22 protein-coding genes are annotated in these 21,775 nt (G+C 59.5%); 13 read left to right on the forward strand and 9 right to left on the reverse strand.

Going from position 1 to position 21,775, the window contains the following annotated elements:
* Window positions 1-89 precede the first annotated feature (89 nt).
* Entirely contained in the window at window positions 90-926 is an 837-nt protein-coding gene (locus tag AC0R79_RS13735) for an AraC family transcriptional regulator (protein ID WP_127797886.1), read from the forward strand.
* A 51-nt stretch (window positions 927-977) separates the two neighbouring features.
* Entirely contained in the window at window positions 978-1,574 is a 597-nt protein-coding gene (locus tag AC0R79_RS13740) for a LysE family translocator (protein ID WP_474734874.1), read from the forward strand.
* Window positions 1,575-1,587: 13 nt separating this feature from the next.
* On the opposite strand, the gene AC0R79_RS13745 is transcribed toward AC0R79_RS13740, so the two are convergent.
* Entirely contained in the window at window positions 1,588-2,898 is a 1,311-nt protein-coding gene (locus tag AC0R79_RS13745) for a PBS lyase (RefSeq protein WP_474734875.1), read from the reverse strand.
* A gap of 356 nt (window positions 2,899-3,254) precedes the next feature.
* Here AC0R79_RS13745 and AC0R79_RS13750 point away from each other — a divergent pair, with 356 nt between their 5' ends.
* The 3 genes from AC0R79_RS13750 to AC0R79_RS13760 all read left to right on the forward strand — a co-directional run bounded on the left by AC0R79_RS13750 (window position 3,255) and on the right by AC0R79_RS13760 (window position 4,882).
* Window positions 3,255-3,851, forward strand: a complete 597-nt coding sequence (locus AC0R79_RS13750) for a class I SAM-dependent methyltransferase (RefSeq protein WP_474734877.1) — start codon at window positions 3,255-3,257, stop codon at window positions 3,849-3,851.
* Between the two features lie 116 nt (window positions 3,852-3,967).
* A complete protein-coding gene (locus AC0R79_RS13755; protein WP_474734878.1) occupies window positions 3,968-4,663 on the forward strand; it encodes a tRNA (adenine(22)-N(1))-methyltransferase in 696 nt (231 codons plus the stop codon).
* 54 nt (window positions 4,664-4,717) lie between these two features.
* Window positions 4,718-4,882, forward strand: coding sequence for a DUF2986 domain-containing protein (locus AC0R79_RS13760; RefSeq protein WP_474734880.1), 165 nt, complete (start codon window positions 4,718-4,720; stop codon window positions 4,880-4,882).
* A 153-nt stretch (window positions 4,883-5,035) separates the two neighbouring features.
* Here the strand turns inward: AC0R79_RS13760 and AC0R79_RS13765 are convergent, their stop codons facing one another.
* On the reverse strand, window positions 5,036-6,730 hold the full coding sequence (locus AC0R79_RS13765) for a DUF262 domain-containing protein (protein ID WP_474734882.1): 1,695 nt from the start codon (window positions 6,728-6,730) through the stop codon (window positions 5,036-5,038).
* Between the two features lie 99 nt (window positions 6,731-6,829).
* Entirely contained in the window at window positions 6,830-9,214 is a 2,385-nt protein-coding gene (locus AC0R79_RS13770) for a DUF3772 domain-containing protein (RefSeq protein WP_474734884.1), read from the reverse strand.
* A gap of 158 nt (window positions 9,215-9,372) precedes the next feature.
* Between AC0R79_RS13770 and AC0R79_RS13775 the strand changes: the two genes are divergently transcribed.
* The 5 genes from AC0R79_RS13775 to AC0R79_RS13795 all read left to right on the forward strand — a co-directional run bounded on the left by AC0R79_RS13775 (window position 9,373) and on the right by AC0R79_RS13795 (window position 15,816).
* Window positions 9,373-9,714, forward strand: a complete 342-nt coding sequence (locus AC0R79_RS13775) for a hypothetical protein (protein ID WP_262160908.1) — start codon at window positions 9,373-9,375, stop codon at window positions 9,712-9,714.
* 99 nt (window positions 9,715-9,813) lie between these two features.
* Window positions 9,814-11,070 (forward strand): TolC family protein, encoded by a 1,257-nt coding sequence (locus tag AC0R79_RS13780; RefSeq protein WP_474734885.1) that lies wholly within the window; start codon window positions 9,814-9,816, stop codon window positions 11,068-11,070.
* Entirely contained in the window at window positions 11,067-12,314 is a 1,248-nt protein-coding gene (locus AC0R79_RS13785) for an efflux RND transporter periplasmic adaptor subunit (RefSeq protein ID WP_474734887.1), read from the forward strand. The genes AC0R79_RS13780 and AC0R79_RS13785 overlap by 4 nt, the downstream gene beginning before the upstream one ends.
* Window positions 12,311-15,469 carry an efflux RND transporter permease subunit gene (locus AC0R79_RS13790; protein WP_375746926.1) on the forward strand — a complete coding sequence of 1,053 codons (3,159 nt, stop codon included), beginning with the start codon at window positions 12,311-12,313 and terminating at the stop codon, window positions 15,467-15,469. The genes AC0R79_RS13785 and AC0R79_RS13790 overlap by 4 nt, the downstream gene beginning before the upstream one ends.
* Window positions 15,466-15,816: a copper-binding protein gene (locus AC0R79_RS13795; protein WP_221535198.1), complete on the forward strand. Its 351-nt coding sequence runs from the start codon at window positions 15,466-15,468 to the stop codon at window positions 15,814-15,816. The genes AC0R79_RS13790 and AC0R79_RS13795 overlap by 4 nt, the downstream gene beginning before the upstream one ends.
* 56 nt (window positions 15,817-15,872) lie before the next feature.
* Here AC0R79_RS13795 and arsH read toward each other — a convergent pair whose 3' ends face one another.
* From arsH to AC0R79_RS13820, 5 genes are all read right to left on the reverse strand, one after another.
* Window positions 15,873-16,562 carry an arsenical resistance protein ArsH gene (gene arsH / locus AC0R79_RS13800; protein WP_064595868.1) on the reverse strand — a complete coding sequence of 230 codons (690 nt, stop codon included), beginning with the start codon at window positions 16,560-16,562 and terminating at the stop codon, window positions 15,873-15,875.
* Window positions 16,563-16,573: 11 nt separating this feature from the next.
* On the reverse strand, window positions 16,574-17,044 hold the full coding sequence (locus AC0R79_RS13805; protein ID WP_474734889.1) for an arsenate reductase ArsC: 471 nt from the start codon (window positions 17,042-17,044) through the stop codon (window positions 16,574-16,576).
* A gap of 9 nt (window positions 17,045-17,053) precedes the next feature.
* Window positions 17,054-17,401 carry a metalloregulator ArsR/SmtB family transcription factor gene (locus AC0R79_RS13810; protein WP_474734890.1) on the reverse strand — a complete coding sequence of 116 codons (348 nt, stop codon included), beginning with the start codon at window positions 17,399-17,401 and terminating at the stop codon, window positions 17,054-17,056.
* 117 nt (window positions 17,402-17,518) lie between these two features.
* Complete coding sequence (locus AC0R79_RS13815; RefSeq protein WP_474734892.1) at window positions 17,519-18,139, reverse strand: LysE family translocator; 621 nt, start codon at window positions 18,137-18,139, stop codon at window positions 17,519-17,521.
* Window positions 18,140-18,182: 43 nt separating this feature from the next.
* Window positions 18,183-18,650, reverse strand: coding sequence for a metallophosphoesterase family protein (locus AC0R79_RS13820; protein WP_474734893.1), 468 nt, complete (start codon window positions 18,648-18,650; stop codon window positions 18,183-18,185).
* A gap of 161 nt (window positions 18,651-18,811) precedes the next feature.
* Here AC0R79_RS13820 and AC0R79_RS13825 point away from each other — a divergent pair, with 161 nt between their 5' ends.
* Together AC0R79_RS13825 and AC0R79_RS13830 are read left to right on the forward strand one after the other, a co-directional pair.
* Entirely contained in the window at window positions 18,812-19,060 is a 249-nt protein-coding gene (locus AC0R79_RS13825; protein ID WP_170929361.1) for a hypothetical protein, read from the forward strand.
* A gap of 284 nt (window positions 19,061-19,344) precedes the next feature.
* The gene (locus AC0R79_RS13830; RefSeq protein ID WP_375746931.1) at window positions 19,345-19,821 is read left to right on the forward strand and encodes a hemerythrin domain-containing protein; all 477 of its coding nucleotides are present in this window, start codon (window positions 19,345-19,347) and stop codon (window positions 19,819-19,821) included.
* A gap of 57 nt (window positions 19,822-19,878) precedes the next feature.
* Here the strand turns inward: AC0R79_RS13830 and AC0R79_RS13835 are convergent, their stop codons facing one another.
* On the reverse strand, window positions 19,879-20,688 hold the full coding sequence (locus tag AC0R79_RS13835) for a DUF1206 domain-containing protein (RefSeq protein WP_085604519.1): 810 nt from the start codon (window positions 20,686-20,688) through the stop codon (window positions 19,879-19,881).
* A gap of 144 nt (window positions 20,689-20,832) precedes the next feature.
* Between AC0R79_RS13835 and AC0R79_RS13840 the strand changes: the two genes are divergently transcribed.
* Window positions 20,833-21,063, forward strand: a complete 231-nt coding sequence (locus AC0R79_RS13840; protein WP_127797902.1) for a hypothetical protein — start codon at window positions 20,833-20,835, stop codon at window positions 21,061-21,063.
* The last annotated feature ends 712 nt before the right edge of the window (window positions 21,064-21,775 follow it).

Genomic DNA, 21,775 nt, shown 5'->3' on the forward strand with positions numbered 1-21,775 from the left:
GGGTCACGTGCACAAATGTTCTAAACCGATCGCCAAAGTCGCGGTAACGTAGACGTCCTCAACGACCAACACTGCCTTCGGAGCCTTGCGTGGACAAACGCAACTGGATTGAGCTGTCCCAGGATGCCGACACCGGGATCGAGTCGATTCGTGCCCATTTCCAGGGCCACGCCTACGATCCGCACTGGCATGACAGCTTTCTGGTGGGCGTCACCGAGCAGGGCGTGCAGCAGTTTCATTGCCGGCGGGTGCGGCATCTGAGTACGCCGGGCAAGATTTTCATGCTGGAACCGGGGGAGATCCACGACGGGCACGCGCCGACGGAGGAGGGCTTCACCTATTCCATGCTCTACCTCGACCCGCACTGGCTGGAGCGCGAATTGCGCGTGCTGTTCGAGCATGCGCCGGACAACAGCCAACTCGGGTTCACCGATACCCTGAGTCAGGATTCGCGCCTGTCCACCGCCATCAATCAGGCCTTCAACGCCCTGCATCAAGGCGACTTGCGCATCGTGCGCCAGACCGCCATCGACACCTTGCTCGGTTCGCTGACGTCGCACCTCGACTGGCGTAAACGCCAACCGTTCGATCCGCGCCTGCCACGGGTGGCCCAGGTGGCGCGGGACTATCTGCATGCGCATGCCTTCGAGGACATCGGGCTGGACGACGTGGCCCAAACCTGCGGAGTTGATCGCTTTCGCCTGACCCGGGCCTTCAAGGTCGCTTTCGGACTGGCGCCCCATGCCTACCTGATTCAGCTGCGCCTGGCCCGCGCCCGCCAGTTGCTGGCGCGCGGCGAAACACCCGCCACCGTCGCCAGCGCCCTCGGTTTCGCCGATCAGAGCCACCTCGGGCGCTGGTTCCGCCGTGCCTATCACCTGACGCCGGCGGATTACCGCAAGCGCTGCTCAAACCTTCCAGACTGAACCCCGCACAACCGCGACCATGACTTCCTGTTCTGATCCGGGAGTCCTGTCATGGAATCGTTGCTGCCTTTTCTGCTGTTTTCCTTCGTCGCCTCGATCACCCCGGGGCCGACCAATATTCTGGTGATGAGCCACAGCTCGCGGCGCGGTCTGACGGCCACCGTGCCGATCATCTTCGGCGCGTGTGTGTCGGCGGCGCTGGTGGTGTTGGTGGTCGGGCTTGGCGTGGGGGAAACCTTGCTGCGCTATCCCCGTGTGCAGCAGGCGATGGCCTGGGCCGGGGTGTTGTGGTTGAGCTGGCTGGCGTGGCAAATCTTTCGCAGTTCGCCGCCGTCGCTGGACCCGGCGACAGCAGGGGATAACGGCTTCAACGTATTCGGCGCCGCCGGCCTGCAATTGATCAACCCCAAGGTCTGGATGATGGCCGTGGCGGTGGTGAGTGTGTTTGGCGGCAACGGCGACGACAGCGCGCGGATGCTGCTGTTGTCGGCGGTTTTTCTAATGGTCTGCGTGCCGTGCATGACGGCGTGGGCGCTGCTGGGCGTGGGCAGTGCGCGGTTCTTTGGCTCGCCACGGGCATTGCGGCGCATGAATGCCGGGCTGGCGTTTTTGTTGTTGCTGTCGGCTTGGTTGACGGTGTTGGTCTAGATCGGTTCAGGCATCAATCGGTAAAGAGCGCAACCTTGGGACTCTGGATAAGGCCGCTGGCGGCCAGCGCTCTGAGCTGTTGCACCAACGCGCTGCGCTGGTCTTTTGAGGTGACCGGGTCGACAACCTGATACTGGCGATCGCACCAGAGATCCACCTGCCGCAGCCAGAATGTCTCAACCACGGGTTCTGCCTCCAGCCGTTTCAACAGATAGGCGATCTGCTGCCAATTGGACATCAAGCGCAAGATCGCCCAGCTGCGTTGCGGGGGCAGGTCATGCCATTCGCACTCCAGTTTTGCGGCGACCCCGGTGTTCAGCACGGCCCAAGGCTGTTTGTCCGATAGCGCGTAGGCGGCGAGGTACACTTTTTCCGAAGGATCACTCAACGCCCCGAGCATTTGCGGCAGATCTCCATCGCCCAGCAGGCGAACCGCAGCCTGCCGCACAGAGGGGTAGATCGAGCTCAGCGCTTCAGTAAGCCAGTGCTTCTGGAGTCTGATTTCCAGCTCGGCAGCCAGGCCCAGCACGCCAAGCCATTCGCGTTTGCGGGTGGGGAAATCCAGGCTGAGCCGCTGCGCCAGTACCTCAGATGCATCGACGCCGTGACGAGGTGCTGCCCAACGCGCCAGGCTGCGAATCGCGGGCGAAGGATCGAGCAAAGCCAATCGCAGCAGATGGACTGGATCGTCAGACAGCGGAAGGAGGGCGCGCAGTATGCTGACTCGTACCTTGGCACCCGGCCGCGCCAGTGCCTCAAGCAGCAAAGGCGAAGCCTGTGCTGGCGGCAGATCCTGACAGACCGACACCGCAGCCAACCTTACGGTCAGCTCCCGATGAGCCAGGGCGCTACGCAGGAGTCTCTCCGGGTCGAAATCCGTTTCCAGCAGCAAACTGAACAGGTAGCGCGCGGCTTTGCCTTGCCGCGTGAGAAAGTTTGCGAAGACCTCATCGCGGATATCCGGTGATTGAAGAACAGTGCGTGCGGCGGTGTAGGTGGGAGCGTGATCAACCCGCTGCCGCGCCGCCAGCGCCATGATTGAGTCCAGCGCATACAGCAACGCGGGCGCCTGGGTGGGATTCAGGTAGTTGTTCAGCCCGGACAACGCCAGATCGCGAATCTGCGGCACCCAATCGTTGAGCCGTTCTATCAGGGCTACAAGTGCCTGCGGCGAGCAATCGCAACTGAGCTCCCTCACCGCGACTTCCCGGACGAACCCGTTGTAGTGGGTGCTGAGTTCTATCCACGTACCGCTGCCATTGGCATTCGCGAGCAGTTCCAGCGCTTCGTTACGCCGATAATCTGCCCAAGTGTGCTCGGTCACGGGTTTGTTCCTGAGCCGGTCCCACCAGTCCTTTGGAGATGTCACGCATTGATCCTTTCTGTAGTCGCCCGGGTGCAGGGTTGCCACTTTACTGATTCTGCGGTCGCAGGCGTAACTGTCATTTCGTTCGTGCACGGCACAGGGATGCCTTCCGCATTCCTGACAGGAATGCACCGCATAAAATCAATGAATTTCTATTATCGATCATCGTGACGTAGGGTGATTCAAGGACACGGAGAAATGCCCTTGAAGCTTCCTCTACTGAAAAATTCGACACCTCCCGCGCCAATGACTATGGCAAGCAAAGCCGAATTGCCCTGGCGGGCTATGACGCTTGCCATGACCTTGCCGCGTGCATGCTGGCGGCCAGCCTCGGTAACGCCGGTTCGGCGCGGATTCTGGCGGTTGGCGCTGGCGGGACCGCCCAGGAAATCATCGCGATGGGAAGTCTGGAGCCAGGCTGGCGTTTCATGGCGGTTGACCCGTCCGAGCCGATGCTGGCGGCGGCGACCGAGCAGTTGCGGTCGCATGACTTGCTTGAACGAACGGGTCTGCATCTGGGGCCGGTCGATGATTTGCCGGCCGATGAGTCATACGACGCCGCCACGGTGATCGGCGTTCTGCATCATCTGGAAGGCGATGAGGCCAAGCGAGCGCTTCTGCAATCCATTCGGGCGCGTTTGAAACCGGGTGCTCCGCTGATCGTGGCCGGCAATCACTACGCGTATGCCAGCCAGCCGTTGCTGCTGGAAGCGTGGGGACAACGCTGGCGCCAGAACGGTGCCAGCGCCGATGAGGTAAAGGCCAAACTGGGGAAAATCCTTCAGGGCGCCGATCCTCCCCATTCCGAGGCGGCGGTTCAAGAGCTGTTGCATGAGGCCGGATTCGGTGACGCCACCCGTTTTTTCAGCAGTCTGTTCTGGGGCGCATGGTTGACGCGTAGAACGGGTTGATCCGGGGCTGAGTGACGAATCCGACCACACGCATTTGAAATCCCCGCCGTTGCCCCCCAGAATCGCGCCCCGTTCCGGCCACCAGCGCCGGGCGTTCAGAGTAAAAGGGGTTGTGGTTGAACGAACAGACACTGTCCATGCGCCTGGAGCGGGTGGCGGCGCACGTGCCCGCCGGTGCTCGGCTGGCCGATATCGGCTCGGATCACGGCTACCTGCCGGTGGCCCTCATGCGCCGTGGCGCGATCGCGGCGGCGGTGGCGGGCGAGATGGCCGAGACGCCGTTCCGTTCGGCACAACGCACCGTGCGCGAAAACGATCTTGAGCAGCAGGTCACTGTGCGCCTGGCCAATGGCTTGATGGCCGTCGAGCCGGCGGACGGGATCACGGCAATTACCGTGTGCGGCATGGGTGGCGAGACCATCCGCGACATTCTCGAAGGCGGCAAGGCGCGCCTGAGCGGCCGCGAACGTCTGATCCTGCAACCCAACGGCGGCGAACAACCGCTGCGCCAATGGCTGATGGACAACGGCTATCGAATCCTCTGCGAAGACGTGCTGCACGAAAACCGCTTCGACTACGAAATCATCGTAGCCGAGCGAGGCGAGCCGGTGACTTATACCGCCGAAGAACTGTACTTCGGGCCGCTGCAGTTGCAGACGCGCAGTCCTGCGTTTGTCAGCAAGTGGCAGCATCGGTTGCGGCACAAGCAGCAGACGCTGAGCCACTTCGCTCGGGCTCGGCATGGGGTATGCGAGCAGAAGGTGGAGGATCTGAAGCAGCAGGTGCGCTGGATTAGTGACGTGCTGGGGTGAAGCAGGCCCAACGCTGATATCATCCAACCACTTTCAAGCAGGCCAAAAAACACCATGAACCGTCAGAAAAAACTGCAACAGCTCTTTAAGGAAAAATCCAGAAAGGCCAACGCCAAACTGGCACCCAAGAGCAACAAACCGAAGTACATCAGCAAGGCGGATCGCTTGAAGCTGGAGGCTGAAGCGGGCCCCGAATCGATTGAATCCACTGAAGTCTGAACCCGTTTCGCTGTAGCAGGGCAGTGATCCTGAAATTGTGGGACCTGACTTCGCTTGAACTGACGTGTCAACCTCAGGTAGTAGCCTGAGGCTGTCGGTCAGGAAGCGGTCATTCGAAGTGTCGTCGAAGTCCGATCCGATTCATTTCCACATTCAAAGCATCGTCATCAGTGCGGCAACGATTTTTTCATGCCGCTCCTGAATTGCATCCTGCCCCCAGACGCGTCCATCGCTGACAAAACTATTGATCTCTCTCTGTTGAAAGTTATGGGTGTAGGTTTTCAGCTTTTCCTTGAATGGAATGTTGCCTACTGCACAGTTATGGGATTTGGAAAGCAGTAGATAGTTACCGAGGCAGTTCAGGTATTCATGTTTGAAGGTATCGTCATAGGTGTCATAGCCGTGGGGTAGGGACGAGGGTTCGGTAGTAGGGGCGATGTGTTCCAACTCGGGTCGCTTAGTGTCACTGTAGCGCCGCTGTGCATAGCCACGGTGTCCATCCCCTTCAAGGTGAACTTCATATTTCCACAGCAGATGTTTCGCGATTCTGTGGTTGATTTCACCATCCAGAACAACCAACAGTTTTTCGTTGTTCCAATAGGCCCACCACCAATCACTCGCAGTTTTCAGTCGCTCGATCCGGTCAAGGATGGGGATTATCGATGAGCTCTCGGTTAAAAAATTCTCGTAAACATCATTGATGCGAGAGGTAACGTCCGCACGCGTGCCAATCAGGCGATGACGGACGATAAGGCTCTCAAAAGCCACGCAGAGCCTGTTTTTGTCAGAGAGACTCAGACCAAATCGATAGGCTTTTAAAATGAATGGCAGTGCGATCGCGATCCCGCCAAGGCTCACCAATGAATGGATCGGAAAATTTTTTTGTTCGTCCTCGCCAAAGAATACCGATAAGTGCTCAAAGCTGATGGCCAGGGAGTCAGTGAACGCCTGTACGAAGTCGAGTGGTGAGGGCCCGGCCAGCATTTTCTCTACTCTGTCCAATGCCCCGCTCTCCCAGAGGGAGTTGAAGTGAACACGGAGAGTGAATTGCAGCACTTCATCTTCATTGATTTTGTACTCAACCGCCGATATCGACTTGTAAATGGTCTCGAAGCGATTTTTGATCTCGTCGATAACGCTGTCTTTTTGTTGTTGGTCCTCTCCGTGAAGGTGGATGGCATACATGAACTGCGCTTTTACCACTTCCAGATTGGATGGTCGTTTTCCGCGATTATTCTGGAAAATGAACATTTGAATCGCTTCAGCTTCATCCCTTACAGGGTGCGTGCTGCATGAGGCTTGGGAAACGATTCTTAGCATGTCCGTCATGTACTCTTCAGTTTCGCCGCTCAACATCCTCTTGAAGTAATCGAAGGCCATGATCAGCCGATTGGCTGAGGTGGTCTGTAAAACCGGGATGTCCTGCCTGGATTGGTTGATCACATAGTCGACATAGACCTGATTGTCATAGTCGACAGTTTTGAAGCGGATTTGCCTTTCTCGCTTGATCAGGTCCTTGTAGCAGTCCTGTTCATCTTCGGTGAGCGGCCGCTTGCTCTGCAGGCATGCAAATAGCGCTGCGAGGAAGAGGCTGATCGTGGTCAGACGTTGCTGACCGTCGATCACCCTGAACTCTCCTTGCGTCTCCTCAAACAGGAAGTGGCCGAAGTAATAGGGACTTCGGGTCTTGCTGCGCCGGTACGACTCAAGGTCGTGGAGAAACACATCCGTTTGCGTGGTACGGCTTGAGCCTTCGGTGGGCGTTTCCCAGGCATAGGCGCGTTGGTAGGCAGGAACAACAATTCGGTTGTTGGCCATCATGTTACGGATGGTCGTTGAGGCTTCCACAGAGTCTGTCCTTATGAATAGTGGCGTAGTGCCCATGATCTCTTGAGGCAAGAGATTTTGCACGTTTCACATACAGGTGCTCTGGTAGTCGATCTTTCCTCAGGTACTCGGCGGCTTCGCCAGCTCAATCCCCGCCGCCCCCAGCCGCTTGAGAATCTCGAACAACAGATCACTCTTGGTCGTCCCGACAATCCTCGGGCTGGCGACATACCCGGTCACCGTCAACGTAATCCCGTCTGGCGTCAGCTTGCTGAAGCGCACGAACGGCGCCGGTTTTTCGAGGATGGTTTCGTGTTCCTTGTAGGTGTCGAACAGCAGGTTCTGCACCTGTTCGGGGTCGATATCCAGCGGGAACATCAGCTCCAGCGTCGCCACGCCCTGTGCGCTGCCGCCGAGGGTGACGTTGCGCAGGTTCTGCGAGATCAGTTGCGAGTTGGGCACGATCACGATCGAGCGGTCGCTGAGCTGAATTTCGGTGGCGCGCACGTTGATCCGGCGGATGTCGCCCTCGACGCCGCTGATGCTGATCAGGTCGCCGACCTTGACCGGGCGTTCGGTGAGCAGGATCAGCCCGGAGACGAAGTTCTTCACGATCTCCTGCAAGCCGAAACCGATGCCCACCGACAGGGCGCTGACGATCCACGCCAGGTTGGTCCATTGCACGCCCAGCGATGACAGGGTCAGCAGAATCACCACCGCATAACCGATGTTGGAAAACAGCGTGCTGAGCGAGGCGCACATGCCCGGGTCCATGTCGGTCTTGGGCAGGAACTCGTTGTCGAGCCAGCGGCGCAGGGCGCGGATCAGGTAGATGCCGATCAGCAGCGCCAGCATCGCGTTGAGCAAATGACCGGGGACGATGTTCAGTTTGCGCAGGCCGGCGCCGCCGAGGATCGTGCCGATGTTGTTGACCAGTTGGCCCAGGGTGGTGCCGATCCCGCCGACAAACAGCGTGATGACCGCCAACAGCAACAGCGCAGCCCGACCGAAGCCGGCCAGCAGGGTCGAGGCCTGTTCGAGACGTCGATCACCCACGCCGAGCAGTTGTTTCAGCGCCTTGCCGCTTGAATGGCGGGGTGAGAAGAAATACTCGCAGCTGTCCTTGAGCAACTGCATCAGCAGGTAAAACCCGGAAAACACGATAAACGCCCACACCAGTTCGTAGGTGATGAACCGCGCGAGCGATACATACCCTGTCAGCAGGGCGCCGAACGACAGCACCATCGCCAGGGTGGCGACGGTGTAAATCACGCCGGCGAAGGTGTTGCCCGACACCTGCGTGTCTCCGGCCGCCGCCAACACCTTGCGGACCCTGCCGACACGCATCAGCAACGTTGTGACGATGCCGAGCACCACCAGCGCAATGATGCCCCGGCCGGCAATTACGATCTGGCTGCTCATCCCGGAGGCATTACTGACCTGCACCGCCGTCACCAGCACCAGCAGCGTCGCAGCCAGAATCCGCGCGAACGGCTGGAGCGTGTGTGCGACCTCGTCGGCCACCGCCGGCAGCCGCCACGACGGGTGCTCGGTGGACAGCAACGCGCGGCTAAGGCCGGTGATCAGCACGCAGGCGTAAACGACCTTCTCGAACTCATCGGAAAACGTCGCCAGCATCGGCGGCAACGGCACGTGACGGGTGCAGGCGTAGTACAGCAATTGCAGGGCGATGGCGGTGGTCGCGAGTGTCGCCAGTGCCGAGGCGAACGCCAGCGAACTGCGGCGCAGCCGACCCTCCGGCATGCGATGAATGCACACCCACGCCAGCCAGCGGTCGGCCAGTCGCCGGCCCAGCGTCCAGACGATGAAGGCCAGCACCACCAGCAGGGCGGTGTAAAAGCGCTGGCCGGGTTGCCAGGCTTCGGCGCCGGTCTGTTGCACCTGTTCGACGAAAAACCGCAGGCGCTGGCGGTCATCGGCCGATGGATTGACAAGAGGCGACCAGAAGCCGGGATTCAGAATGCTGTGAGTGCTGAGCGTCAGCTCGCTTTCGAGTAACGTGCGGCGGATGCCGGCGATCTGGGTGATCAGGTCCGTGGCGCTTTGTTTGAGGGTGGCGAGGTTCTTGAGTGCGGTATCGACTTTGGTTTTCTGTTCGATCAACGTCGCCCGTTGCGCTGCGATATCGGCTTGTTCGGCAGCCACCGCTTCGGCCGGCGCGGCACCGAGTACGCCCAGTTGCACGGTCAGTTGCGCCTGCTGCGGCAACAGCGACGCCGACAGCCGATCGATGTCCAGAATGAACGTCTGCACCCGATCCTGCGGGCCTTCGAGCTGGTTGTAATTGTTGGCGGACGAGATCTGCTGCTTGAGGCCGTCGAGGCGCAGTTGCAAGGCCTGCAGATCGCTTTGCGTGACGCCGGGGAGCGGGGCGCCGGTGCTGACATCGGGAGTGCCAGGCAAGTCGGCAGCCGACACCGCCACGAACCCCGAACCGAGCACGAGCAGAGCGACGAACATCAATGACTTCAATGCATTACGCATGGGACTGGCCGATTCCGGTTGATCACACAAACATTGAGGTTAGGTGATCGGGCGCCTGCTGCATCATTTTCTGCTGCTAATCCTGGCTTAATGCGTGTCCGGTGAGATCGCCGGGCAGCCAATTGTAGGCGCCCGTTTTCACGACTAGACTCCCGGCCATGAAACGCTATCTGCGGTTTTGTCTCGTTTTCCTGATCAGCCTGGCGCTTCCCCTCAGCGGGATGGCGGGCGTGCAGGCACCGACAGAACCGTGCCCGATGCAAGCCATGGGCATGGCGATGATGGACGGCATGAACATGGATTGCTGCAAGGACATGAAGAGTCCTGCCGACCATGGTTCCCCCTGCAAACCCGGCCAGGAGTGCAAGACCGGCGGCCTGCTGCAAGTCGCGATCCTCAAGCCGCCCGTTACCGTGTTCAGTCCCGTCACGCATTCGTTCTTCAGTGATTCCCTGCCCGTAGCGGCCCCGTCCGGGGTCTGGCGACCGCCCCGCACCTGATTCTTGTCTCCTCTTGAAGCTCATTCCGTCCAGGCGGAGTGATTTGGCTGTGCGCGTGTTTTTCGCCGCGCGCAGTGGACGATCACAGGAATCGTAAACATGACATTCAAGTGCAATTGCACGGGTTGGCCTCTGGTGGTCGGCCTTGCGGCAAGCGTGCTAGCGTGGCCGGGTTTCGCCGCCGCGCTGACACTCGATCAAGCGCTGCGTCTGGCCGAAAACAATGCGCCGTCGCTGACCGCACAAGATCAGAAAATCCAGGCCGCCAGCAGCGCGGCCATTCCGGCCGGCGAGTTGCCCGATCCCAAGCTGTTGCTCGGGGTGCAGAACTACCCCGTGGGCGGCCCGGATCGCTGGAGCGTCGATCAGGACTTCATGACCATGCAAATGGTCGGTTACCGGCAGGAAATGCCCAACGCAGACAAGCGCAAGGCGCGCGTTGAGGTTGCCGACGCAGCCATCGAACGCGCGGCGGCCGAGCGACGTGTCGAGCGTTTAAAGGTCCGCCAGGCGACGGCGTTGGCGTGGATCAGCGGCTATTCGGTCGAGCGCAAAGAGGCTTTATTCCAGGACCTCTTCAAGGAAAACCGCCTGCTGAGCGAGACCGTCCGGGCGCAGATTGCCGGTGGCCGCGCGCAACCTGCCGACGCGGTGACGCCGAAGCAGGAAGCGGCCCGACTCGCCGAGCAACAGGACAACCTGACCCTCGAGCGTGCCCAGGCCCGAGCCGCGCTCAAACGCTGGATCGGCACCGCCGCCAACGACAAGCCCGAAGGCGGGTTGCCCGTGTGGCCGGTCGATGCCTCGACCTTCAATCATCAACTGCAACACCACCCCGAACTGGCCGCTTTCGCCCCCATGACCCGCGAAGCCGAGGCCAAGGTGCAAGAGGCAATGTCCGAGAAAAAGTCCGATTGGAGCTGGGAAGTGGATTACCAGCACCGGGGCCGTGAGTTTGGCGACATGGTCAGTGTGCAGTTTTCCTGGGATCTGCCGCTGTTTCCCGAGACGCGGCAGAACCCGAAAATCGCCGCCAGACAGGCCGAGGTCAGCCAGCTGCAAGCCGAGCGCGAGGCCCTGTCCCGCGAGCACACCGAACAGCTTGAGAACCAGTTGGCCGATTACCAGCGCCTCGATCGGGCCGTGCGCCGCACCGAGGAAAGCCTGGTGCCGCTGGCCAGAGAGAAAGTCGATCTGAGCCTGGCCAGTTATCGCGCCGGCCAGGGCGATTTGAACGCGGTAGTCAGCGCCCGCCGCGAACTCATCGAGGCCCGCCTCAAACAGATCGACATGGAAGAACAGCGCGCACTGACTGCTGCGCGCCTGCATTTCGCTTATGGGGAGACCAGCCTGTGAACCTTAAACAATGGAACGGTGTGTGGCTGGCCGGCCTCGCGCTGGCGGTGGGCGTGGGTGGCGGTTACGGATTGGCCTATCAACGAATGAATGGTGGAACGGCTGCAGCTCCGGCGCCGAGCACTGAGCCTAAGGCCTTGTACTGGTATGACCCGATGTTCCCGCAGCAGAAGTTCGACAAACCGGGCAAGTCTCCCTTCATGGACATGCAACTGGTGCCGCGATACGCCAGCGGCGCGGAGGACAGTGCGACCGTCAGCATCGATCCGGGGTTGAGTCAGAACCTCGGTCTGCGTGTGGCGCCGGTCAGTCGCGGCGCCTTCACCTCGAGCCTCGATGTGAGCGGCGTGCTGGCGTTCAACGAGCGCGATGTCGCGGTGATCCAGGCGCGTACCAACGGGTTTGTCGAGCGGGTCTACGCCCGTGCGCCGGGGGATGTGCTCACGGCTGGCGCGGCGTTGGCCGACCTCCTCGTGCCGGAATGGACGGCGGCCCAGAGCGAGTTTCTGGCGCTCAGGCGCAGCGGCGATGCCGACCTGATCGCGGCGGCGCGCCAGCGGTTGCGGCTGACCGGGATACCATCAAGCCTGATCGCTCAGGTGGAGCGCAGCGGCAAGGTGCAGTCCGAACTGACGGTCACCAGCCCTTTGGGCGGCGTGCTGCAAGAACTCGATGTGCGGGCGGGCATGACCGTTGCGACAGGTGAAACCTTGGCGCGAGTCAACGGTTTGAACAGTGTCTGGCTTGCCGTGGCGGTGCCGGAATCGGAGACCGGTTCAGTTGCCGTGGGGCAGGCCGTTGAAGCGCACCTGCCGGCCTTTCCCGGCCGGGTGTTCCACGGAACGGTCAGCGCGATTCTGCCGGACAACAACCCGGACAGCCGCACCCTGCGCGTGCGGGTCGAACTGGCCAATGCCGATGGCAGCTTACGGCCGGGGATGACGGCGCAAGTGCGGCTGAACCGTTCGACCGGGCAGAGTCAATTGTGGGTGCCGAGTGAAGCCGTGATCCGCACCGGCAAGCGCGCCTTGGTCATGCTCGCGGAAGACGCGGGGCACTATCGCCCGGTGGAGGTGCGGCTCGGCCAGGAAAGCGCCGGCAGAACTGTGATCCTCGACGGCCTGACAGAAGGGCAGAGCGTCGTGACGTCCGGCCAGTTCCTGCTCGATTCCGAGGCCAGTCTCAAGGGCATCGTCGCCGAGCCGCTTGAAACGAGCGGGAACGTTTCGGGGAGTCAGCCATGATCGCTGCGCTGATTCGCTGGTCCGTCGCCAACCGTTTTCTGGTGCTGCTGGCGACGCTGTTTGTCACGGGGTGGGGCGTATGGTCGGTGCAGAGCACGCCTATCGATGCGCTGCCGGATTTGTCCGATGTGCAGGTGATCATTCGCACGCCGTACCCCGGACAGGCGCCGCAGATTGTCGAGAACCAGGTGACCTATCCGCTGACCACCACCATGCTCTCGGTGCCGGGGGCGAAAACCGTACGCGGCTATTCGTTCTTCGGTGACAGCTTCGTGTACGTGCTGTTCGAGGACGGCACCGATCAATACTGGGCGCGCTCGCGGGTGCTGGAGTACCTGAGCCAGATCCAGAGTCGCCTGCCGGCCAGCGCCAAACCGGCACTGGGTCCTGATGCCACCGGGGTGGGCTGGATCTATCAGTACGCGCTGGTGGATCGCAGCGGTGGACATGATCTGGCGCAGCTTCGGGCGTTGCAGGACTGGTTCCTCAAGTTTGAGCTCAAGACCCTGCCCAACGTCGCCGAGGTCGCCACCGTCGGCGGCATGGTCAAGCAGTATCAGGTGCAGCCCGATCCGGTGCGGCTGGCCAGCCTCGGCATCACCCTGGCGCAGGTGCGCGAAGCCATCGGCAAGGCCAATCAGGAAACCGGTGGCGCCGTGCTGGAAATGGCCGAAACCGAATTCATCGTGCGCGCTTCCGGCTACCTCAAGACGCTTGATGATTTTCGGGCGATCCCGTTAAAACTCGGTGCTGGCGGGGTGCCGGTGACTCTGGGCGATGTCGCAACGGTTCAGACCGGGCCGGACATGCGCCGGGGCATCACCGAACTGGATGGCCAAGGCGAAACCGTTGGCGGCGTGGTGATCCTGCGCAGCGGCAAGAACGCCCGCGAGACCATTGCGGCGGTCAAGGCCAAACTCGATGACATGAAAAGCAGCCTGCCGCCCGGCGTGGAGATCGTCACCACCTACGATCGCAGCAAGCTGATTGATCGCGCCGTGGAAAATCTCAGCCACAAACTGCTCGAAGAGTTCATCGTCGTCGCGCTGGTGTGCGGGATCTTCCTCTGGCATTTGCGCTCGTCGCTGGTAGCGATCATTTCGTTGCCGGTGGGTGTGTTGATCGCCTTCATCGTGATGCGTTATCAGGGCTTGAACGCCAACATCATGTCGTTGGGCGGGATCGCCATCGCCATTGGTGCGATGGTCGATGCGGCGGTGGTGATGATCGAGAACGCCCACAAGAAAATCGAGGCGTGGCACGCGGCCAATCCGGGGCAGGCGCTCAAGGGCGAGCGCCATTGGCAGGTGATGACCGACGCGGCGGCGGAGGTGGGGCCGGCGCTGTTTTTCTGTTTGCTGATCATCACGCTGTCGTTCATTCCGGTGTTTACCTTGCAGGCCCAGGAGGGGCGGCTGTTCGGTCCGTTGGCGTTCACCAAGACTTACGCCATGGCGGCAGCAGCGGGATTGTCGGTGACGCTGGTGCCGGTGCTGATGGGCTACTGGATTCGCGGGCGGATTCCGGATGAACGCCACAACCCGCTCAACCGCTGGCTGATCCGGATCTATCAGCCGGCGCTGGACGTGGTACTGCGCCGGCCGAAATTCACTTTGCTGGTGGCGCTGTTGGTATTCGTCAGCGCGGCCTGGCCGATTTCGCGGCTCGGTGGCGAGTTCCTCCCGCCGCTGGACGAGGGTGATCTGTTGTACATGCCTTCGGCCTTGCCGGGTTTGTCGGCGCAAAAAGCCGCGCAGCTGTTGCAGCAGACCGATCGGCTGATAAAGACCGTGCCCGAAGTCGAGCATGTGTTCGGCAAGGCCGGCCGCGCGGAAACTGCGACCGACCCGGCACCTCTGGAAATGTTCGAAACCACGATCCAGTTCAAGCCCCACGATCAATGGCGTCCGGGTATGACTCCGGAAAAACTCGTGGAAGAACTGGATCGAGTGGTGCGCGTGCCGGGCCTGACCAACATCTGGATTCCGCCGATCCGCAATCGCATCGACATGCTCGCCACCGGGATCAAAAGCCCCATCGGCGTGAAGGTCGCCGGCAACGATCTGGCCCAGATCGACGCCGCGACCCAGGCTGTCGAGCGGGTGGCCAAAGGTGTGCCCGGCGTCAGTTCGGCACTGGCCGAGCGCCTGACCGGTGGCCGCTACATCGACGTGGATATCGACCGCAACGCCGCTGGCCGCTACGGGCTGAACATCAGCGATGTGCAATCCATCGTCGCCGGTGCCATTGGCGGGGAAAACGTCGGGGAAACCATCGAGGGGCTGGCGCGGTTTCCGATCAACATCCGCTACCCGCGAGAGTGGCGTGATTCGCCCGGCGCGCTGGAGCAATTGCCGATCTACACACCTTCGGGCAGCCAGATCACCCTCGGCATGCTGGCGAAGATCAAGGTCACGGACGGCCCGCCGATGCTCAAGAGCGAGAATGCCCGGCCGTCCGGCTGGGTGTACATCGACGTGCGGGGGCGGGACATCGCTTCGGTGGTGGCTGATCTGCGTCACGCCGTCAGCGAACAGGTGAAATTGCAGCCCGGAATGAGCCTGAGCTATTCGGGGCAGTTCGAGTTTCTGGAGCGGGCCAATGCGCGGCTGAAACTGGTGGTGCCGGCCACGCTGCTGATCATCTTCGTGCTGCTCTACCTGACGTTCGCTCGCTTCGATGAAGCGCTGCTGATCATGGCCACGTTGCCGTTCGCGTTGAGCGGCGGTGCATGGTTCCTGTATCTGCTGGGCTACAACCTGTCGGTCGCGACCGGGGTTGGCTTTATTGCACTGGCCGGGGTTTCGGCCGAGTTCGGCGTGATCATGCTGCTCTACCTGAAGAACGCCTGGGCCGAACGCGAAGACCTCGGCGATCACACCGAGCGCGGGTTGATCGCGGCGATTCGCGAAGGCGCCGTGCAACGTGTGCGCCCCAAGGCGATGACCGTAGCGGTAATCATCGCTGGCCTGTTGCCGATTCTGCTAGGCAGCGGCACCGGCAGCGAAGTCATGAGCCGCATTGCCGCGCCCATGGTGGGCGGTATGGTCACGGCGCCGTTGTTGTCGCTGTTTGTCATACCGGCGGCGTATCGCCTGATGCGCCGTCGGCAGTTGTCCGTTGAAACCCTCCAATCTGAAGGAAAAACCTCATGAAACTGATCCCGATCACTGTTGCGGGCACGCTGGTTGCGTTTGCACTGACTGCCCACGCCGAGGACATGCCCGGCATGAAGATGGACGACATGCAGGGCATGCAGATGCAACCCGCCACTCAACAGGCTCCGACCGCGAATGCTGAGGGCACGATCAAGTCCATCGATGTCGAGAAGCGCACCGTGACCATCGCCCATGGCGCCGTTGCGGCGTTGCAGTGGCCGCCGATGACCATGGGCTTCGCGGCAACTCAGGAACAACTGGCCGGGTTGGCGGTGGGCGATCGGGTGAAGTTTTCGTTCCAGATGGAGGGCAGCAAAGCGACCATCGTGTCGATCAACAAGTAAGCGTGTGATGTAAAAAAAACCGGCGCGAATCATCGCGCCGGTTTTTATTCAATCTTTCAGATCGACCGCTGATTGACCCGTTGCATCAACTCTTCCGCCGATTCCTTGCGCTCGGAATAACGATCCACCAGGTCCGGGCGATCACGCAGCAACAGCGTGAATTTCACCAACTCTTCCATCACGTCCACCACCCGGTCATACAGCGCCGAGGGTTTCATGCGGTTGCCTTCGTCGAATTCCAGATAAGCCTTGGGCACCGACGACTGATTGGGGATGGTGAACATGCGCATCCAGCGGCCCAGCACGCGCAGTTGATTGACCACGTTGAACGACTGCGAGCCGCCGCAGACCTGCATCACCGCCAGGGTCTTGCCCTGAGTCGGACGCACCGCGCCGAGGGCCAGTGGCACCCAGTCGATCTGCGCCTTGAACACTGCCGACATCGCGCCGTGGCGTTCGGGCGAGCACCAGACCTGGCCTTCCGACCATTGCATCAGTTCGAGCAGTTCCTGGACTTTCGGGTGATCGCCAGGGGCGTCATCCGGCAGTGGCAGTCCTGAAGGATTGAAGATCCGCGTCTCGGCACCGAAGTGTTCCAGCAGGCGGGCGGCTTCTTCGACCAGCAAACGGCTGAAGGAGCGTGGGCGGGTCGAGCCGTACAGCAGCAGGATGCGCGGTTTGTGCGCGCCTTCGTCACGCGTGGTTGTTTGAACCAGTGAAGGATCGAGGTTGGGCAGGTCGGTCATATCGGCTCCGGTTACAGCGTGCTGATGCGGTCGAGCTCGCGCTTGAGGGCATCACGGTCAAGTTCGGCGAAGGGCAGGGCGAGAAATGCCCGGCAGCGGGTTTCGATTTGGGCGAGGGTGGCGCGGAAAGCAGCATCGATGGTGCGTTCATCGCCGACCACATCCGATGGATCTTCCAGCCCCCAATGAGCTTTCACGGCCGGGCCGAAGTACACCGGGCAGGCTTCTCCGGCAGCCTTGTCGCAAACGGTGATGACGATGTCCGGCGGGTTGTCTTCGAAGGCCTCGTTGCCCTTGCTGCTCAACCCGGCGATGGAAATGCCGGCCGCTTGCAACGTGGTCAGGCTGCGCGGCAACACCTGGCCCTTGGGGAAGCTGCCGGCACTGACTGCTTCGAAAGCGGGTGGCGCCAGGTGATTGAACATCGCCTCCGAGAGAATGCTGCGGCAGCTGTTGGCGGTGCACATGAATAGAACGCGCATGATCGTTCCTCAGCAGCAGGCAGATGTGTTGAGCGGGCGATCGCCCATCACCGCCAGCCGCGCGCTGTTTTCTTCCAGCCAGGCGGTGTTGGCGGCGAGCGTGGTATCGAGCAGCGTGCGAATCCATGCCGGCAAATCAGGGTTGAGCCGGTAATAAACCCACTGACCCTGACGACGATCCAGCAGCAGCCCACAGGTGCGCAGCTGCGCGAGATGGCGGGAGATTTTCGGCTGACTGTCGTCCAGCGCGCAGACCAGCTCGCAGACACACAACTCACCTTCACGGGTGATCAGCAGCGTGGCCCGGACGCGGGTTTCGTCGGCGAGGCATTTGAAAACGGAGGCGGGGTTGAGCATGTGGATGTCTTCAGTACATATGGTTGTCCGAATATACGGATGTCCATATGTATTGGGCAAGTCTTGAGTTTGATGAAGTGGCAGCTCTCGACCGAAGGTGTGTTTAACGCAGGCGCCTCAACGCTTGCTGAACGCCAACCGCGCAGCAAACAACACGAAAATCATCCCGGTGGTGCGATCCATCCAGCGAATCACCTTCTCCCGGCGCAGAAACCCGGACAGCGGATGCGTCGCGCCAATCAACACCAGTGACCAGATCAGCCCGAGCACCACATGAATGCTCACCAGCCCGAATGTCCACGGCACCAGCGGCTGACCTTGCGGAATGAACTGCGGCAGAAACGACACGTAGAAAATCCCGATCTTCGGATTCAGCACATTCCCCAACATGCCCTTGAAAAACCAGTTCGCCCCCGGCTTGCCGTCGGCCTCGGCCGGTGACAGCGAACGGCGAGGGCGTAGCAACATGTTCAACCCCAGCCACGCCAGATACGCCGCGCCGCAATACTTCAACAGGTTGTAGGCCAGCTCCGACACCGCAATCAACGCCCCCAACCCAAACGCCACCGCCGCGCCCCACAACAGACAACCGGCATTGATCCCCAGCGCTGCACGGAATGCCTGCTGCTTGCCTTCAACGGTGGCGGTGCGCAGCACCAGCGCGGTGTCGAGACCGGGCGTCAGGGTCAACAGCGTGGCGGCGAGGGTGAAGGCGAGGAGGTTGTCGGCGATGGACATGGTGCGTGGGTTCCCTGTTCTGGATCCGGGAACGGTAGCGGTTTCAGACGGGGGGATCCAGCAGGGAAATCAGGCGCGGTTCGATGCGGTCGGGTTGTATCTCGAGGATCGCCAGCGTGACCGGCAACTTGAAACGCCGAGGGCCGGCACTGCCGGGATTCACGTAGAGACACTCACCGCGCCATTCGATGCGGGGTTTGTGGGAGTGGCCGGTGATGATGAGCCTTATGCCTGGATCGAGATCGGCGGGAACGTCGGCGATGTCGTGAACGAGGAGTGCTGCCCAGCCGTTGAGGGTGAAGGTCAGGAGGTCGGGGAGGTTTTCGGCCCATGGGCTGTTGAGATCGTTGTTGCCGCGCACGGCGTGGACGGGGGCGATTTTGGCCAGTTGGGCGAGGATGTCCGGGTTGCCGATGTCGCCGGCGTGGATGATCTGGTCACAGCCCTGGAGCGCGGTGAGGGCTTCGGGGCGGAGGAGGTTGTGGGTGTCGGAGATCAGGGCGGTTTTCATGGATATCTCCGATGATGTTTTGAAAGACGAATTGTTGGTTCGGTTATATATGAAGCCATTTAACGGTATCAAATAATTTGAACCGCTTCAGGGCGCTCTCGCCTAATGATCAGCTTGTGGAAAATTTCATAGGCAATGTGCCAATACCGGCACTTCGTGAGGTGGTCGACGTGGCTAAAGAAGAAAAGAAAAATAAAGGTGAGTCCTCGAAAAATGCCAAGGAATTGAAAGACAAAAAATCGTCCCCGGCGAAAAAGTCAGCGGCGGCCTCGGCTCTTGCCAAATCGCCCGAAAAGAAAGACAAGAAAAAAGATGCCGAACCAAAAAAATCTGCGAAAAAATCTGATAGCAAGTCAACCAAGGCTAAAAAATCAGAAAAAGCAGAAAAACCGGCGAACAAGAAAAAGTGATATCAGCTAGGGCTACTGGCCCTAGCGTCCTCCGTCTGTATCCAATCGCTATTACCTCTCGCAGCAATTGCCGATTACTGGCGCGCTTCCGCTATTTGCAAGAATCTCAGCCTCTACTCATGCAGAGTGCATGCTTTTATTTGGCCATCATCCTGCACAAACCGTTGATGTTTAATGACATTTAGAATTTGAAGTGCTGGCACAAAATATGCGATGTCTGTTTGGAATGACGCGAGAATTGCCGACTTGGATCGGCGAACAATAATCCGTGATAGAGGCCTCAAATGAACGCCATCGACCTTCTGAAAACTGACCACGAAAAAGTTAAAGGCATCCTGAATCAACTCAGTGAATCCACCGATCGCGCATTAAAAAAACGTGCGGAGTTGCTGGAAAAGCTTGAGCTGGAAATTACCATTCATACCCAGCTCGAGGAGCAGATTCTGTATCCGGCTTTCAAGGAAGCAGGCGGTAAGGAGCAGGATGAGATGTACTACGAGGCGAAAGAAGAACACCGCACGGTAGATTCATTGGTATTGCCAGACCTGAAGTCTACCGATCCTTCTACACCCGAGTTCGCCGGTCGCGTGAAGGTAGTCAAGGAGCTTCTGGAACACCATATCGAGGAAGAGGAAACAGAGATGTTTCCCCAAGCCAAAAAGCTGCTGGGCAATGCCAAGCTCGAGGAGTTGGGCAAGGAAATGGAAGTGATGAAGGCTTCACTGAAGAAAAGCCTCAGCGGTTCGAATATGGCGGCCTGAACGAATAGATAGACGGACCTGCGGCGCAATCAAAAGCCCGGCTTAATGCCGGGCTTTTCATTTGGCTACGCCTGGCACATCCATGTTTATCTTGCGCCAACACGCTTCAGAGAAACTGTAAACCGAGAAGGCAATCAGCCCCAGAGCCATCACCATCAAGACAAGCCATCCAGCGGGTAGATTCTGGAGTGCGTCCAGCGCTTCCTTCATGCCGGGTGGGTCCATGGCTTGATAAGCGGAACCGCTGACTGCCAGCAGCAAAGCGATTTCCATAAACACGACTCCGCGGGCGATCAGGCCGAATCGTGACACTGGACGGACGTAACGCATGACCTCGTCGTCGGCCTCAAAATACTTTTCGAACGAAGCCTTCCATCCCTTGATGATGTGAGCCACTCCAACGCCCAGTGGTATGAGCGCGATCAGATACAACAATAAATTCGAGTGTTCCCACGACAGAAGATGCGCCAGCCAGTCTTTGGTCTGCTCTCCTGAATGGCTCGAGCTTCGGGTGCCGCTCACGAGCAGGCCCAATGCGAAAAACGCCAGAGCACCGTTGACCAAACCTCCTGCAAACAGGCCTGCACGAATCACCAGCCCCTTGAGTTGCACGCCGTGATGATCGACATCGCGTACGGCTTGCAGGACACGCCAAGCCGAAAATGCAAGCAGACCCGCGACCACAAGTCCCACCAGAAAATAGCCGAACGGTTGGCTCAGCAAGGCCTCCAGGCTCTTGTGACTGTCCTTTGGTTTTGTCGAGTCATGGGCTGCCATCAAGGCAAATATGCCGATGATCAAATAGAGCATTCCGCGGGAGGCGTATCCACCCCGAGCGAGTATTACCAGGTTGCGCTGCGCGGACATTGGATTTGCTTCCGAGAGGTCATAAAAGAGCAGACCGTCCCTTGTGGAGAGGGTTCTCTAAATTCATGAACAGTCATCTGCTTGAACTATAAGCTGACCACTCAGTCAGGGTAGGTGCCTATTACTATTCCGAGGGTGTCATCCATGCGCAACTACACGATCACTTACCTGTTCAACGACCAGCCCCGTACCCATGAGCTCGAACTGAAGCAGCCTGAGTTGCCCATCCAGGACGCGGCCATGCACTTGTTGCAGTTACATTTCGGGGATGGCGAGAACAGCCTGATCATGCCTGATGCAGACTCCACCCCCGAGGAGATTATCAAGCAGGCGAGTCTGGTCGGAATCACCCGAATCGAAGTGGCGGACGCCTGAGGCGAGTGGGGCGATCCACTTCGACTGAGCCGATGCTCCAACAAAGCCCAGAAAAGGGGACTGATTTATTTTCTGAGAAATAAATCAGTCCCCTTTTCTGGGCTTTTTTTGACGTGTAGGGATCGTCCATATGCGATTTGTTAGCCGCTTTAGATACCCCCGAAACCGAAAAGCCAGAAAGGTAAAGCTCTGCCTCTATGCCCCTCATACTCCGACTTACTATCAAGCTGTTTTCGACAATAAAACAAACTGATAATGGCTGGGATAAACAACAAGGTGAACAACCATTGAAACACGTCCGTTGATTTCAAGGTGATCGCCACAAGTAAATTGATTAGAGTCATGCCAATAATGAATAAGTTGTATCTAATATGTCGACGTTTCATTGAAGCAAAGCTTTCCCAATCATAAATCAGCCAGTCGTGTGAAAAAACGTCGCATTCAGGACACCTAAGGCTTGGGGGAAGCTTGTCTGCGATATAACCGCAGCTAGGGCATCGAACGTTCATGGCGCTATCCTGACACTCTCTCATTAGTTGACATGCCATGTCGTGGTAAGCGCGAGATCTATCGAGGGATAACGCGATAGGGATGACGGCAAGCCCGACTACGATAAAGAGGGTAGCAGGACACAATCTATTTGCCCGTAGTCTGTCCACCGACTGCTTTTGGCCGAAAGCTGCCATTCACCATGGCAGCTTCGGCCAACGCT

The organism is Pseudomonas sp. HD57-3 (assembly GCF_056113135.1).

Excerpts from the sequence above, each read along its gene's own strand:
- AC0R79_RS13775 (WP_262160908.1), top strand. The coding sequence starts at position 9,373 with ATGAAACGCTATCTGCGGTTTTGTCTCGTTTTCCTGATCAGCCTGGCG.
- AC0R79_RS13810 (WP_474734890.1), bottom strand. The coding sequence starts at position 17,401 with ATGCTCAACCCCGCCTCCGTTTTCAAATGCCTCGCCGACGAAACCCGC.
- AC0R79_RS13770 (WP_474734884.1), bottom strand. The coding sequence starts at position 9,214 with ATGCGTAATGCATTGAAGTCATTGATGTTCGTCGCTCTGCTCGTGCTC.
- AC0R79_RS13790 (WP_375746926.1), top strand. The coding sequence starts at position 12,311 with ATGATCGCTGCGCTGATTCGCTGGTCCGTCGCCAACCGTTTTCTGGTG.
- AC0R79_RS13750 (WP_474734877.1), top strand. The coding sequence starts at position 3,255 with ATGCTGGCGGCCAGCCTCGGTAACGCCGGTTCGGCGCGGATTCTGGCG.
- AC0R79_RS13805 (WP_474734889.1), bottom strand. The coding sequence starts at position 17,044 with ATGCGCGTTCTATTCATGTGCACCGCCAACAGCTGCCGCAGCATTCTC.
- AC0R79_RS13820 (WP_474734893.1), bottom strand. The coding sequence starts at position 18,650 with ATGAAAACCGCCCTGATCTCCGACACCCACAACCTCCTCCGCCCCGAA.
- AC0R79_RS13835 (WP_085604519.1), bottom strand. The coding sequence starts at position 20,688 with ATGTCCGCGCAGCGCAACCTGGTAATACTCGCTCGGGGTGGATACGCC.
- arsH (WP_064595868.1), bottom strand. The coding sequence starts at position 16,562 with ATGACCGACCTGCCCAACCTCGATCCTTCACTGGTTCAAACAACCACG.
- AC0R79_RS13815 (WP_474734892.1), bottom strand. The coding sequence starts at position 18,139 with ATGTCCATCGCCGACAACCTCCTCGCCTTCACCCTCGCCGCCACGCTG.
- AC0R79_RS13760 (WP_474734880.1), top strand. The coding sequence starts at position 4,718 with ATGAACCGTCAGAAAAAACTGCAACAGCTCTTTAAGGAAAAATCCAGA.
- AC0R79_RS13840 (WP_127797902.1), top strand. The coding sequence starts at position 20,833 with ATGCGCAACTACACGATCACTTACCTGTTCAACGACCAGCCCCGTACC.
- AC0R79_RS13780 (WP_474734885.1), top strand. The coding sequence starts at position 9,814 with ATGACATTCAAGTGCAATTGCACGGGTTGGCCTCTGGTGGTCGGCCTT.
- AC0R79_RS13740 (WP_474734874.1), top strand. The coding sequence starts at position 978 with ATGGAATCGTTGCTGCCTTTTCTGCTGTTTTCCTTCGTCGCCTCGATC.
- AC0R79_RS13795 (WP_221535198.1), top strand. The coding sequence starts at position 15,466 with ATGAAACTGATCCCGATCACTGTTGCGGGCACGCTGGTTGCGTTTGCA.
- AC0R79_RS13830 (WP_375746931.1), top strand. The coding sequence starts at position 19,345 with ATGAACGCCATCGACCTTCTGAAAACTGACCACGAAAAAGTTAAAGGC.